This is a genomic window from Pseudokineococcus sp. 5B2Z-1 (genome assembly GCF_037482305.1).
In the GTDB taxonomy this organism is placed as follows: domain Bacteria; phylum Actinomycetota; class Actinomycetes; order Actinomycetales; family Quadrisphaeraceae; genus Pseudokineococcus.
Genome location: NZ_JBBHZG010000001.1, coordinates 570,804 through 583,080 on the forward strand (window position 1 = coordinate 570,804; position 12,277 = coordinate 583,080).

General features: G+C 77.9%; 12 protein-coding genes. 3 read left to right on the forward strand and 9 right to left on the reverse strand.

Annotated features, from left to right (window positions below; genetic code table 11):
* Positions 1-19: 19 nt before the first annotated feature.
* From WDV85_RS02415 to WDV85_RS02440, 6 genes are all read right to left on the reverse strand, one after another.
* Entirely contained in the window at positions 20-928 is a 909-nt protein-coding gene (locus WDV85_RS02415) for an ABC transporter permease (protein ID WP_339569092.1), read from the reverse strand.
* Entirely contained in the window at positions 925-2,028 is a 1,104-nt protein-coding gene (locus WDV85_RS02420; protein ID WP_339569093.1) for an ATP-binding cassette domain-containing protein, read from the reverse strand. Before WDV85_RS02420 ends, WDV85_RS02415 begins: the two co-directional genes overlap by 4 nt.
* A 229-nt stretch (positions 2,029-2,257) precedes the next feature.
* On the reverse strand, positions 2,258-3,505 hold the full coding sequence (gene ilvA, locus WDV85_RS02425) for a threonine ammonia-lyase (RefSeq protein ID WP_339569094.1): 1,248 nt from the start codon (positions 3,503-3,505) through the stop codon (positions 2,258-2,260).
* Positions 3,502-4,650: a cystathionine gamma-synthase gene (locus WDV85_RS02430; protein WP_445263175.1), complete on the reverse strand. Its 1,149-nt coding sequence runs from the start codon at positions 4,648-4,650 to the stop codon at positions 3,502-3,504. Before WDV85_RS02430 ends, ilvA begins: the two co-directional genes overlap by 4 nt.
* Before the next feature lie 154 nt (positions 4,651-4,804).
* Positions 4,805-5,476, reverse strand: coding sequence for a membrane protein YczE (yczE, locus tag WDV85_RS02435; RefSeq protein ID WP_445263176.1), 672 nt, complete (start codon positions 5,474-5,476; stop codon positions 4,805-4,807).
* Positions 5,477-5,687: 211 nt separating this feature from the next.
* Positions 5,688-5,864 (reverse strand): hypothetical protein, encoded by a 177-nt coding sequence (locus tag WDV85_RS02440; RefSeq protein WP_339569097.1) that lies wholly within the window; start codon positions 5,862-5,864, stop codon positions 5,688-5,690.
* Positions 5,865-6,243: 379 nt separating this feature from the next.
* Here WDV85_RS02440 and yczR point away from each other — a divergent pair, with 379 nt between their 5' ends.
* Both yczR and msrA read left to right on the forward strand, forming a co-directional pair.
* Positions 6,244-7,776 carry a MocR-like transcription factor YczR gene (yczR, locus tag WDV85_RS02445; protein ID WP_339569098.1) on the forward strand — a complete coding sequence of 511 codons (1,533 nt, stop codon included), beginning with the start codon at positions 6,244-6,246 and terminating at the stop codon, positions 7,774-7,776.
* A 175-nt stretch (positions 7,777-7,951) separates the two neighbouring features.
* Positions 7,952-8,617 (forward strand): peptide-methionine (S)-S-oxide reductase MsrA, encoded by a 666-nt coding sequence (gene msrA, locus WDV85_RS02450; RefSeq protein ID WP_445263177.1) that lies wholly within the window; start codon positions 7,952-7,954, stop codon positions 8,615-8,617.
* 314 nt (positions 8,618-8,931) lie between these two features.
* On the opposite strand, the gene WDV85_RS02455 is transcribed toward msrA, so the two are convergent.
* Together WDV85_RS02455 and WDV85_RS02460 are read right to left on the reverse strand one after the other, a co-directional pair.
* Positions 8,932-9,153: a hypothetical protein gene (locus tag WDV85_RS02455; protein ID WP_339569100.1), complete on the reverse strand. Its 222-nt coding sequence runs from the start codon at positions 9,151-9,153 to the stop codon at positions 8,932-8,934.
* A 62-nt stretch (positions 9,154-9,215) separates the two neighbouring features.
* Complete coding sequence (locus tag WDV85_RS02460) at positions 9,216-10,619, reverse strand: cystathionine beta-synthase (RefSeq protein WP_339569101.1); 1,404 nt, start codon at positions 10,617-10,619, stop codon at positions 9,216-9,218.
* 210 nt (positions 10,620-10,829) lie between these two features.
* Between WDV85_RS02460 and WDV85_RS02465 the strand changes: the two genes are divergently transcribed.
* On the forward strand, positions 10,830-11,795 hold the full coding sequence (locus WDV85_RS02465) for an SGNH/GDSL hydrolase family protein (RefSeq protein WP_339569102.1): 966 nt from the start codon (positions 10,830-10,832) through the stop codon (positions 11,793-11,795).
* Positions 11,796-11,934: 139 nt separating this feature from the next.
* On the opposite strand, the gene WDV85_RS02470 is transcribed toward WDV85_RS02465, so the two are convergent.
* On the reverse strand, positions 11,935-12,195 hold the full coding sequence (locus WDV85_RS02470; protein WP_339569103.1) for a hypothetical protein: 261 nt from the start codon (positions 12,193-12,195) through the stop codon (positions 11,935-11,937).
* Positions 12,196-12,277 lie beyond the last annotated feature (82 nt).

The following is a 12,277-nucleotide window of genomic DNA, read 5'->3' on the forward strand; positions in this document are numbered from 1 at the left end:
TCGTCGTGCCGTGCGGGCGTCAGCGGGCGGCCGCCCGCTGGTACTGCCGGACGGTGAGCGGCACGAAGACCGCGAGCAGCACCAGGCCCCACAGGAGCGTGTAGAGCACGGGGTTCTGCAGCGCCCAGGCCGTCGGCTCCGGGGTGCCGGCGGGGAGGTTGCCGAAGAGCTCGCGCACCGCCTGCGTCACCGCGGAGACGGGGTTCCACTCCGCGAAGGCCCGCAGCGCGCCGGGGAAGCTCTCCAGCGGCACGAACGTGTTGGCGATGAACGTCAGCGGGAAGATGACGATGAAGGTCACGTTGTTGAAGACCTCCGGCGTCCGGACGAGCAGGCCGAGGAAGGCCATGATCCAGCTCACGCAGTAGGCGAAGAACAGCAGCAGGACGTAGCCGAGCAGCGCCTCCCCCACCGACGTCGAGATGCGCCACCCGACCACCAGGCCGGTGATCGTCATGATCACGACGGTGAGCAGGTTGTTGACGACGTCGGCCGTCGTGCGCCCCACGAGCACCGCGGACGAGGCCATGGGCAGCGACCGGAAGCGGTCGATGATCCCGGACTTGAGGTCCTGGGCCATGCTCGAGCCGGTGATGGTGGCCCCGAAGATGACGGTCTGGGCGAAGATCCCGGCGATGAGGTACTCCCGGTAGGCCGCCGGGTCGGGCTGCGAGCCCCCCGCGCCGGGCAGCGCGATGGCGCCGCCGAAGACGTAGGCGAAGAGCAGCACGAACATGATCGGCGAGACGATCGACCCGACGAGCAGGTCGGGCACCCGCTTGATGCGGATGAGGTTGCGCCGGGCGACCGTCCACCCGTCGCCGAGCGCCTGGCCGAGGCCGCCCGCGGGCGGCGGCTCGAGGCGGCGACCGGTGCCGGAGGCACCGCCGGGAGCGTCGGGGGCCCGCCCCGTGGCCGTGGTGCTCATCGTGCGTGCTCCCCTCGTCGGCGACCGGCTCGTCGGCGCTTCCCGCCGTCCTCCGGCGCCTGCTCCCCCGCGTCGTCGGCCTCCTCCGCGGCCCGGCCCGTCAGCGTGAGGAACACGTCGTCGAGGGTGGGCCGGCGCACGCCGGCGTCGAGCACCTCGGCGCCGCTCTCGCGCAGGTCGCCCAGCACGGCGACGAGCGTGGCCGTGCCGCCGCTCGCGGGCGCGGACAGCGAGCGCGTCTGCTCGTCGACGGAGACCTCGCTCGCCCCGGCGCGCTCGAGGGCGGCGCGGGCCGCGCCGACGTCCTCGGCGCTCGCCAGCGTGATCTCCACGCGCTCGCCGCCGACCTGCGCCTTGAGCTCGTCGGCCGTGCCCTCGGCGATGACGCGGCCGTGGTCGATGACGGCGATCGAGTCGGCGAGCCGGTCGGCCTCCTCGAGGTACTGCGTCGTCAGCAGCAGCGTCGTCCCGCCGGACACGAGCTCGGAGATGACCTCCCACATGCCGAGGCGGCTGCGGGGGTCGAGGCCGGTGGTCGGCTCGTCGAGGAAGAGCACCTCGGGCTCGGCGACGAGGGCGCCCGCCAGGTCGAGGCGGCGGCGCATGCCGCCCGAGTAGGTCTTCACCGGCCGCGACCCGGCGTCGGTGAGGTCGAAGCGCTCGAGCAGCTCGCGGGCGCGGGCCCGGCTCGGCCCGCGGCCGAGGTGGTAGAGGTCGCCCACCATCTGCAGGTTCTCGGTGCCGGTGAGCTGCTCGTCGACGGCGGCGTACTGGCCCGAGACGCCGATGCGCCGCCGCACGCCGGCCGGGTCGGCCAGGACGTCGACGCCCGCGACGCTCGCCCGGCCCAGATCGGGGCGCAGCAGCGTCGTGAGCACGCGCACGGCCGTCGTCTTGCCCGCGCCGTTGGGCCCGAGCACGCCGAGGACGCTCCCGCGCGGCACGGAGAGGCTGAGGCCGTCGAGGGCCGTGACGCTGCCGTACCGCTTGACGAGGCCCTCGGCGACGACGGGGTGGTCCTGCGTGCTGCTGCGGGGGCCGCCCGCCGCCCCGGTGCGCGAGCGCGCCGCGGGCTCGGGCGTGGTCGCCGATGTGGTCATGGGCGGACCGTAGCCAGGGGGTCCGACACCCGCTGGGGCCGGGGACCGGCCCGTCCGCCCCGCGCCGTCCCCGCCAGGTCGTCCTCGTGCACGTCCGCCTCCTCCCGCGCGGCGGCCGCTCGACCGTCGCACGCTCTCGGACCGCGCGGGGCCGCCGGACTCATCGGTCGCCGCCCGGCGACGGGACGGCGCGGTGGCGGTCAGGCGGCGGGCACGGCGCGGGTGGCGGTCAGGCGACGGGACGCACCCCGGAGGCGGCGAGCGCGGCCAGCACCGCGGTCGCGTGGTCGTGCCCCTTGGTCTCGAGCTGGAGGCCGATCTCGACCTCGTCGACGGCGAGCGCCGCCGTCGTGCGGGTGTGGAAGACCTCGAGGACGTTGGCGTCCGCCTCGGCGAGGACCGCGAGCACGCCGGACAGCGCGCCGGGGCGGTCCGGCACGCGCACCCGGCACCCGAGGTAGCGCCCCGCGGCCGCCATGCCGTGGCGGATGACGCGCATGAGCAGCAGCGGGTCGATGTTGCCGCCGGAGAGCACGACGGCGACGGGCGGCTCGAAGGCCTCCGGCGCCTCGAGGAGCGCGGCCGCCGCCGCCGCGCCGGCGGGCTCGACGACGAGCTTGCTGCGCTCGAGGAGCAGGAGCAGGGCCCGCGAGAGCGACTCCTCGGCGACCGTGACGACGTCGTCGACGAGCTCGCGCACGAGCCCGAAGGGCACGTCGCCGGGCCGGCCGACGGCGATGCCGTCGGCCATGGTCGCCATCCGGGCGAGCGCCCGCGGCTCGCCGGCGTCGAGCGAGGCGGGCCAGGCCGCCGCTCCCTCGGCCTGGGCCGCGACGACCCGCACGTGCGGGGCGATCGCCTTCACCGCCGTCGCGATGCCGGCGACGAGCCCGCCCCCGCCCGTGCAGACGACGACCGTGCGGACGTCGGGCGCCTGCTCGAGCAGCTCGAGGCCCACCGTCCCCTGCCCGGCGACGATGTCGGCGTGGTCGAAGGGGTGGATGAGCACCGCCCCGGTCTCCCGCTCGTGCGCCAGGGCGTGCACGAGGGCCTCGTCGACCGTCGTGCCCGCCTGGTGCACCTCGGCGCCGTACCGGCGGGTGGCCTCGACCTTGGGGATGGGCGCGCCGACGGGCATCCAGATCGTCGAGCGGATGCCGAGCAGCCGCGCCGCCAGCGCCACGCCCTGGGCGTGGTTGCCGGCGCTCGCGGCGACGACCCCGCGCTCCCGCTCGGCCTCCGACAGGCGCGACATGCGCGTGTAGGCGCCGCGGATCTTGAACGAGCCCGCGTGCTGGAGGTTCTCGCACTTGAGCAGCACCGGCCCCCCGAGCAGCTCGGACAGCGCCGCGCTCGGCTCGAGCGGGGTGCGCCGGACGACTCCCTCGAGCAGCGCGTCCGCGGCCCGGACGTCCTCCAGCGTGACGGCGGGCAGCTGCTCGGCCGCCCCCGCGCCGGGCTCCGTCCCCGTGGTCACCGCGGGGCCGGGGCGGCGCCCTCGAGCGCCCGGTCGAGGTCGGCGATGAGGTCCTCGACCTCCTCCAGGCCGACCGACAGGCGCACGAGGTCGGCGGGCACCTCGAGCGGGGAGCCGGCGGCGCTGGCGTGGGTCATGCGGGCGGGGTGCTCGACCAGGGACTCGACGCCGCCGAGCGACTCGGCGAGCGTGAAGACGCGCGTGCGCCCGCACATCGCGACCGCGGCCGCCTCGTCGGCGAGCCGCACGGAGACCATGCCGCCGAAGCGCCGCATCTGGCGCGCGGCGACGTCGTGGCCCGGGTGGTCGGCCAGGCCCGGGTAGAGCACCTCGCGGACGGCGGGGTGCTCGCGCAGGTGGGCGGCCACCCGCTCGGCGCTGTCGCAGTGGCGCTCCATGCGCACGGCGAGGGTCTTGAGGCCGCGCAGCACGAGCCACGCGTCGAAGGGCCCGGCGACGGCGCCCATGGCGTTCTGGTGGAAGGCGAGCAGCTCGGCCAGCGGCTCGCCGCCGCGCGCCGTCGCGTCCCCGACGACGAGCGCGCCGCCGACGACGTCGGAGTGCCCGCCGCAGTACTTCGTCGTCGAGTGGACGACGACGTCGGCGCCGAGGGACAGCGGCTGCTGCAGGTACGGCGTCGCGAAGGTGCTGTCGACGGCGAGCAGGGCTCCGCGCTCGTGCGCCGTGCGGGCCAGCGCGGCGACGTCGGCCACGCCGAGCAGGGGGTTGGTCGGCGTCTCGCACCACACGAGGCGCGTGCGGTCGGTCATCGCCGCGGCGACGGCCGCCGGGTCGGACAGGTCGGCCGCGGTGTGCTCGACGCCCCAGCGGGCCGCCACCTTGGCGAAGAGGCGGAAGGTGCCGCCGTAGGCGTCGTCGGGGATGACGACGTGGTCGCCGGGCTCGAGCACGGCCCGCAGGAGCGCGTCCTCGGCGGCCAGCCCCGAGGCGAAGGCGAAGCCCGCCGTGCCGCCCTCGAGCGCCGCGAGGCACTCCTGCAGCGCGTCGCGGGTCGGGTTGGCCGACCGCGAGTACTCGTAGCCGGCGCGTAGGCCGCCGACGCCGTCCTGGGCGTACGTCGTCGCCACGTGGACGGCGGGGACGACGGCGCCCGTCCGCGGGTCGGGCTCCGACCCGGCGTGGATGGCGCGGGTGGCGAACCCCGACGCCGACCAGTCCTGGGGGCCGGCCGCGGGCGGGGCGTGGCCCGGCTCCGCGGTCTCGTCCTGCGGGTGCGCGTCGGCCTCGTGGGCGTCGTGCGGGCGGGCGTCGTCGGGGGCCTGGCTCACGGCCGGGACGCTACCCGCTCGTCGCGCACGGGGCCCCGGGCTCAGGGGCCGCCTCGGGCGCCGCCTCGGGCGCCGCCTCGGGAGCGCGGCGGCCGACGGCCGCGCCCGCCCCGGGCATGGACAGCCGCGGCAGGAGGAGCCCGACGACGGGGCCGATGCCGAGGGCGTAGGCGAGGGTGCCGACGCCGACCGTCCCGCCGAGGGCCCAGCCGACGGCGACGACCGCCACCTCGAGCGCCCCGCGGACGAGGCCGACCGGGAGCCCGGTGCGCGCCGCGAGCCCGGTCATGAGCCCGTCGCGGGGGCCGGGCCCGAGGGCGACGCCGACGTAGAGCGCCGTCGCGACGCCGTTGAGGAAGACCCCGCCGACGACGAGGGCGGCGGCGACGGGCCACGAGGCCGCCGGGGGCAGCACGGCCAGGCCCACCTCGATCGCGAGGGCCACGAGGACGACGTTGCCCACCGTGCCCACGCCCGGGCGCACGCGGAGCGGCACCCACAGGAGGAGGACGACGGCGCCCGCGAGGAGCACGACGAGGCCGAAGGCCCAGCCGGTGCGCAGGGCGACGCCCTGGTGCAGCACGTCCCACGGCGCCCCGCCCCAGCCGGCGCGCAGGAGCATCGCGAGCGCCAGCCCGAAGAGGAGCTGGCCGACGACGAGGCGCACCAGCCGGTGCGGCAGCGACCAGGCGGGGGCCGCAGCGGGGGCAGGGGCCGCGGCGCCGCGGCCCCTGCCCCCGCTGCGGCCCCCGCCTGGTCGCTGCCGCACCAGCTGGTGCGGCAGCGACCAGGCGGGGGCCGCAGCGGGGGCAGGGGCCGCGGCACCGCGGCGACCCGTCGCGCGTCGGGCCGCCCGCCCGGCGCGGGGGCTCATCGGAGGGCTCGGCGGGGGCTCAGCGGGGGCCCGGCCCGGCGAAGGCGCGGTCGCCGCGGGCGCGGTGCTGCCAGTGCAGCCCCTCGCCGGAGGTGTGGGCGGAGCCGTACCCGTCGGCGTGCAGGTCGCGCACGAGGCCGACGACGGCGGCGACGAGGAGGACGGCGAGCAGGGCGGTGAGGACGACGAGAGCCATGCGTCCATGGTGCTCCTCGAGTGGCTGGCGCAGGGCAGGCCAATCCGGCGAGGGTGGCCTGCTCCTGCGCCGGTGCGGCGCCCGCGCGGCTCTCGCGAGGGGCGCACCGCCCCCCGTCCCACGGCGAACAGGCGACGACTCACCCTCCCGGCCCCCCTCCCGAGGACGAACAGGCGACGACTCGACCCCCAGCAGCCCCGATCCAGGGCGATCTGGCGACGACTCGCCCCCAGCAGCCCCGATGCAGGGCGACCAGGTGACGACTCGCCCTCGAGACACCGGCGGGGGGAGGCCGCAGCAACCCTGCGCCCTGGCTGCGCCCGCGAGGTGGCCTGCTCGCCGCAGGCCACCGGAGGGTCAGCCGTGCGACGCTGGCCCGATGAGCGCGAGCAGCGGCGCGGAGCCCGACGACGTCCCGGCGGCGCGCCGCTCGGCCGAGCGGCTGGCCGCGCTCGTCGGCCGCGCGACGCTGCACCCCCCGGTCGCGGCGACCCTGGCCGTCGCCCTGCGCGGCCTCGTCGCGGACGGGCGCCTGCCGGTCGGGGGGCGGCTGCCCGCGGAGCGCGAGCTGGCCGCGGCCCTCGGCGTCAGCCGGGTCACCGTCACCTCCGCCTACGCGCGGCTGCGCGAGAGCGGCTGGGCGGCCTCCCGGCGCGGGGCGGGCACGTGGACGAGCGTCCCCGACCGCAGCGGCGTCGTCGCCGCCTTCGTCCCCGGCAGCCCCCGCGACGGCACGGTGGACCTCACGTACGCCTCCCCCGCCGGGCCGCCCGAGGTCGCCGACGCCTACGCCGCGGCGCTCGAGGCCCTGCCGCGCATGCTGCCCGGCCACGGCTACGTGGCGGGCGGCCTCGCCGACCTGCGGGCGCGCGTCGCCGAGCGGACGAGCGCCCGCGGCCTGCCGACGACGGCCGAGCAGGTGCTCGTCACCACGGGCGCCAGCGCCGCCATCTCGGGCGCGCTGCGCGCCGTCCTCGGACCTCCCCCGTCCGCGGGCCGGGGCGGGGCGCCCGGGCCCCGCGTCCTCGTCGAGCACCCGACGTGGCCCAACGCCCTCGACCTCCTCGGCGAGCTGGGCGCCGTCGCCGTCCCGGTGCCGCGCGACCCGCGGGCGCCCGACGGCGCGGGCGGCTTCCCCGCGGCCCTGCACCGCGCGGCGCGCGAGACGGCGCCGGCGATGGCCTACCTCGTGCCCGACTTCGCCAACCCCACGGGCGCCGTCCTCACCCCCGAGGAGCGGCAGCGCGTGGTGGCGTCGATGCAGCAGCGCGGCGTCGTCGTGCTCGCGGACGAGACGCTCGCCGACCTGGCCCTCGAGCCGGACGACGACCCGTCGTCCCGGCCGCCGCTCGCCGCGTCCGCCCGGCCGGGCGCGGTGCTCACGGCCGGCTCGCTGAGCAAGTCCGTGTGGGCGGGCCTGCGGGTGGGGTGGCTGCGCGGCGAGCCGTCCGTCCTCGCCCGGGTGGCGGCGAGCGCGTCGCGCGACCACGGCGCCCTGCCCGTGGTCGACCAGCTGGCGGCCTGCGTGCTCCTCGACGGGCTGGACGCCGGGCTCGTCGAGCGGCGCGCCCGCCTGCGGGAGCAGCGCGACGCCCTCGTCGGGGCCCTGCGCGACCGGTTCCCGGCGTGGGACGTGCCCCTCCCCGCCGGCGGGCTGTCGCTGTGGTGCCGGCTGCCGCGGGGGACGTCGTCGTCCGCCGTCACCGACGCCGCCGAGCGGCACGGGCTCTTCCTCGCCACGGGCTCGCGCTTCGGCACGGGCCACGCCTTCGACGACCACCTGCGGCTGCCCTTCACCCAGCCGGTGCCGGTGCTGCTCGACGCCGTCGACCGGCTGGCGCGCGCCGTCGCGGACGCCGAGCGCGCCTGGGGCGCCCCGACGACGACGCGGACCGGCGCGCTGATGGGCTGAGCGGCCCCCTGCCCGACGTCCTGGCCGTCGGGGCGGGGGCGTCCGGGGCGGGCCGGGGAAGGACGAGGGCGCGCGCGGCGTTGTGCGGGGCAGACCGGGAGGGGCGCGAGCCCGCCCGACCGACGACCCGCGAGGAGGACCCGTGGCCCTGTTCGGGACCCGCACGAAGACGACGATGGTCGAGCGCGACCAGGCCCTGCCGGGCCGCGAGCACCGCCCGTACCACGTGCCCACCACGCACGCGGTGCTCGGGACCCCGCTGGAGGGCCCGTGGCCGGAGGGCACCGAGCGGCTGTACGTCGCGATGGGCTGCTTCTGGGGCGCCGAGCGCCTCTTCTGGGGCATGGACGGCGTCGTCACCACCGCCGTCGGGTACATGGGCGGCTTCACGCCCCACCCGACGTACGAGGAGACCTGCACCGCGCGGACCGGTCACACCGAGACGGTGATGGTCGCCTACGACCCCGCCGTCACGGACGCCGAGACGCTGCTGCGCACGTTCTGGGAGGAGCACGACCCGACCCAGGGCGCCCGCCAGGGCAACGACGTCGGCACCCAGTACCGCTCGGCCGTGTACTGGACGACCGAGGAGCAGGGCGAGGTCGTCCGCGCCTCGCGCGACGCCTTCGCCGAGGAGCTCGAGCGCTTCCGCCTCGGCCCCATCACCACCGAGCTGCGCCCGGCGTCCGAGGCGGGTCCGTTCTTCTACGCCGAGGACTACCACCAGCAGTACCTGCACAAGGTGCCGAACGGCTACTGCGGCCTCGCCGGCACGGGCGTCAGCTGCCCGGCGGGCATCCTGCCCGCCGACGGCGCGGCGCCTGCGGAGGCCGCCCGCTGACGCGCCCCGCGACGTGACGGAGCCCCGGTGACCACCTGGCCACCGGGGCTCCGTCGTGCTCGGCGGACGACCGCCCGTCCCGACGGCGACGTGTGGCCATGTCGCCCTCGCAGGGCCTCGCGCGGGGCGACGTGTGGCCATGTCGCCCTCGCAGGGCCTCACGCGGGGCGACGTGTGGCCATGTCGCCCCGTCCGCCGTCGCCGAGGACGATGTGTGGCCATGTCGCCCCGCGGGACGTGGCTCCGGGGGCGACATGGACACACATCGCCCCTAGGGGCGAGACAGGCGCTGACGACGGGCCTGCGGCCCGGCGTCACTCCTCGGCGTTCGGCACCGCGTCCCGGTCGAAGCTGGCGGGTCCGCGGTCGCCCTCCCCGGCGTCCTCGCGGACGAGCTCCTCCTCGCGCTCGGCGCGGTGGTCGAGCACCTCCTCGGCGAGGTCGGGCTCCTTGCCGTGCTCCTGGCGGTCCTTGACCGCGGGCACCTCGGGCTGGATCGGGTCGGGGGCGTCGCTGGGGTCCGTCGAGCTCGTCATGCGCCGACGCTACGACCGCCCCCACCGCCCGGCACGGCGAGCACCGGGGACGGGCGCGCGCGTCAGCCCGCGACGTGCGCCAGCAGGTCGGCGCGCGTGACGACGCCGGCCGGGCTGCCGTCGACGACGACGAGCAGCGCGTCGGACTCCTGGAGCGCCGCCCGCGCCGCCGAGGCCGGCTCCGTGCCGCCGATGCGCGGCAGCGCCGGGGACATGTGCGCCGACACGGGGTCGGTGAGCTGCGCCGCGCCGGAGAAGACGGCGTCGAGCAGGTCGCGCTCGCTCACCGCGCCGACCACCTCCCCGATGACGACCGGCGGCTCTGAGGTGACGACCGGCATCTGCGAGACGCCGTACTCGTGGAGGATCCCCACGGCGTCGCGGACGGTCTCGGCGGGGTGGGTGTGCACGAGGGCCGGGAGGTCGCCGGACTTGGCGCGCAGCACGTCGGCGACCGTCGTCGTGCCGGCGGACGGCGACGTCGCGGAGCCCGTGTCGTCGGTCGAGAAGCCGTAGCTGCGCATCCACCGGTCGTCGAAGATCTTCGCGAGGTAGCCGCGGCCGGAGTCCGGCAGGAGGACGACGACGACGTCGTCCGGGCCGAGCTCGCGCGCCACCTCGAGGGCGCCGACGACGGCCATGCCGCACGAGCCGCCGACGAGCAGGCCCTCCTCGCGGGCCAGGCGCCGCGTCATGGCGAAGGCCTCGGCGTCGGAGACGGCGACGATGCGGTCGGGGACGCTGGGGTCGTAGGCGCGCGGCCACATGTCCTCGCCCACGCCCTCGACGAGGTAGGGCCGGCCGCTGCCGCCGGAGTACACCGAGCCGACGGGGTCGACGCCGACGACCGCCACAGGGCCGCCGTCGCGGTCGGCCGAGACCTCCTTGAGGTAGCGGCCGGTCCCGGTGATGGTGCCGCCCGTGCCGACGCCGGCGACGAAGTGGGTGAGGCGCCCGTCGGTGTCGGACCAGACCTCCGGCCCGGTGGTCTCGTAGTGGCTGCGCGGGCCGTTGGGGTTGGAGTACTGGTCGGGCTTCCAGCCGCCGGGCAGCTCGCGGGCCAGCCGGTCGCTCACCGAGTAGTAGGACTCCGGGTGGTCGGGCTCGACGGCCGTGGGGCAGACGACGACCTCGGCGCCGTAGGCCCGCAGCACCGCGCGCTTCTCCTCGCCGACCTTGTCGGGGCACACGAAGACGCAGGAGTACCCGCGCTGCTGCGCGACGAGCGCGAGGCCCACGCCGGTGTTGCCGGACGTCGGCTCGACGATCGTGCCGCCCGGCTGCAGCTCCCCCGACGCCTCCGCGGCGTCGACCATGCGGACCGCGATGCGGTCCTTCACCGACCCGCCGGGGTTGAGGTACTCCACCTTGGCGAGCACGGTCGCCGAGATGCCCTCGGTGACGGCGTTGAGGCGGACGAGCGGCGTGCCGCCCACGAGGTCGACGACGGTCTCGGCGTAGCGCACCGCGCGATCCTCGCACCCGCCGGCGCCAGGGCGTCGCCGCGGGCGGGCCGGCCGGCCGGGTAGCGGGCCGACGGGCAGGGGCGGACCGCCGCGGAACGGCCCGCTGCGGCGACCGATCGTTCCCTGACGCCCCCGCCGAGCGCGCCTCCCCGCCCGGCGCCACGGCATAGCCTCGCGTGGGACGGCACGGACGAGCTCGGGGGGCGACGCATGGCGGACGGCGGCAGCACGGCGCGGCGGGTCGGCGCGGTCACCGCGGCGTACGCGGCCGGGCTCGTCGCCCTCGGCGGCGCCGCGGTGGGCGTCGTCCTCGTCGAGGCGCGGCTGGCGCGGCGCTGGGTCGGGCGGCCCTTCGGCTCCGAGGGGCCCGACGCCGACGGCGTCTACGGCGCGGGCCCCGGGCGGGTCCTCGTCCTCGGCGTCCTCGGCGACTCGAGCGCGGACGGCCTCGGTGCGCAGACGCCCGCGCAGACCCCGGGCGCCATCGTCGCGACGGGCCTCGCCGCCGTGTCGGGTCGGCGCGTGCGGCTCCTGAACCGCGCCGTCGTCGGCGCCGGCTCCGCCGACCTCGACGCGCAGGCCGGCCGGCTGCTCGACGAGGTGCCCGCGCCGGACGTCGTGCTCGTCATGGTCGGCGCGAACGACGTCACGCACCGCGTGCGGCCGGCCGACGCCGCCCGCCACCTGTCCCGCGCCGTCGCGCGACTGCGGGCGGCGGGCGCCGAGGTCGTCGTCGGCACCTGCCCAGACCTGGGCGTCGTCGAGCCCGTGGCCCAGCCCCTGCGCGCCATCGCCCGCCGGTGGGCCCGTGACCTCGCCGCGGCCCAGACCGTCGCCGTCGTCGAGGCGGGCGGCCGGTCCGTCTCGCTGGGAGACCTGCTCGGGCCCGAGTTCTCCGCGGCTCCGGCGGAGATGTTCAGCGCCGACCGCTTCCACCCCTCCCCCGCGGGCTACGCGCGCGCGGCGGCGGTGCTCCTGCCCGCGGTCTGCGCCTCGCTGGGGCTGTGGCCCGAGCCGCCGTCGGCGGGGCGGGAGGGGCGCGTCGTCCCCGTCGCCGAGGCCGCGGCGGCCGCCGCGGAGTCGCCCGGCACCGAGGTCGAGGGCGCGCACCGCGACGGGGCCGCCCGCGGCCCGCTCGGCGCCTGGGCGCGGCTGCGCCGTCGCGCCGACCGCTGAGGGCGCCGTCTCCGCGAAGGTGACGCCTCTTTCATCCCCGAGGGGCCCGTCTCCGCGGAGGTGACGCCCCCTTCACACCCGAGGGCCCCGTCTCCGCGGAGGTGACGCCTCCTTCACGCCCGAGAGCGCGCCGCGGGCGTCAGAGCGCGCGGCGGAGGGCGACGAGGCGGTCGTGCAGGTCGACGACGGCGACGTCGTCACCCCGCGCGTCCGCCGCGGCGAGGACGTCGCCCGCGAGGACGGCGAGCTGGTCGCCGAGGGCGTGGACGCCCAGCTCGGGCACGGGGCGCCGGGGCTCGCCCTCGAGGTCCGCGCCGGCGTCGGCGAGGTGCTGCAGCACGGGGCGGACGACGTCGACGGGCCGGGCGGCCGCGCCGGACCCCACCGCCTCGGCGCCCACGGGCCCAGCGGCCGCGGACTTACCGGGCGCAGACGCACCGCCCTCAGACGCACCGGGGCGAGGCCGCACGAGGCGGCCGGGC

What these genes read in the sequence shown, in the direction of transcription:
- yczR (WP_339569098.1), top strand. Translation starts at nt 6,244, where the DNA reads ATGAGCGCGAGCAGCGGCGCGGAGCCCGACGACGTCCCGGCGGCGCGC.
- WDV85_RS02415 (WP_339569092.1), bottom strand. Translation starts at nt 928, where the DNA reads ATGAGCACCACGGCCACGGGGCGGGCCCCCGACGCTCCCGGCGGTGCC.
- msrA (WP_445263177.1), top strand. Translation starts at nt 7,952, where the DNA reads ATGGTCGAGCGCGACCAGGCCCTGCCGGGCCGCGAGCACCGCCCGTAC.
- WDV85_RS02455 (WP_339569100.1), bottom strand. Translation starts at nt 9,153, where the DNA reads ATGACGAGCTCGACGGACCCCAGCGACGCCCCCGACCCGATCCAGCCC.
- WDV85_RS02420 (WP_339569093.1), bottom strand. Translation starts at nt 2,028, where the DNA reads ATGACCACATCGGCGACCACGCCCGAGCCCGCGGCGCGCTCGCGCACC.
- WDV85_RS02465 (WP_339569102.1), top strand. Translation starts at nt 10,830, where the DNA reads ATGGCGGACGGCGGCAGCACGGCGCGGCGGGTCGGCGCGGTCACCGCG.
- WDV85_RS02440 (WP_339569097.1), bottom strand. Translation starts at nt 5,864, where the DNA reads ATGGCTCTCGTCGTCCTCACCGCCCTGCTCGCCGTCCTCCTCGTCGCC.